General features: G+C 40.4%; 1 protein-coding gene. It reads left to right on the top strand.

All coding sequences use genetic code 11. From position 1 onward, the window contains the following. Positions 1-224: 224 nt before the first annotated feature. A partial coding sequence (locus tag A3729_RS31945; protein WP_156498194.1) for a hypothetical protein occupies positions 225-438 on the top strand: 214 nt, incomplete at its 3' end.

The following is a 438-nucleotide window of genomic DNA, read 5'->3' as shown; positions in this document are numbered from 1 at the left end:
TATAACAAGTACATCAATGATCGCCCACAAAAGAAATTGTGGGCTGGACCGTCGCTACGCTCCGGCCCATTATGTAAGCGTTACATGCCAATGGAGAGCATTACATGAGGTTAACGACTCTAGTCTTTTTTGCTTTTTTGACTGGGTGTAGTACCCACCAAACAACATTAAAGCAAGATGGTGGTTACAAAATATATGCCATAGAAGAGCAAAAGATTTTTCAATTGACATATCAAGAAATCACATCAATCGTTGATGATGAAATCGTTAATGAAATTGATGGTCCAGAAAGAGGATTCTCTACCAGAATGACTTGGGGTCTGGATTGGTATAACGTCTTCGTCAAGATTGTTCCCGTTGAGGGTGTTAGTTTAAGCGGTAAGAATGTTAAGGGCTATTTTGTAGAGCTTGGCGGAAAAGGAACTTACCCGACTTCAA

It is taken from the genome of Oleiphilus sp. HI0043, assembly GCF_001634935.1.
The sequence above is the reverse complement of the archived record's forward strand: the minus strand, read 5'-3'. Positions and strand labels throughout refer to the sequence as shown.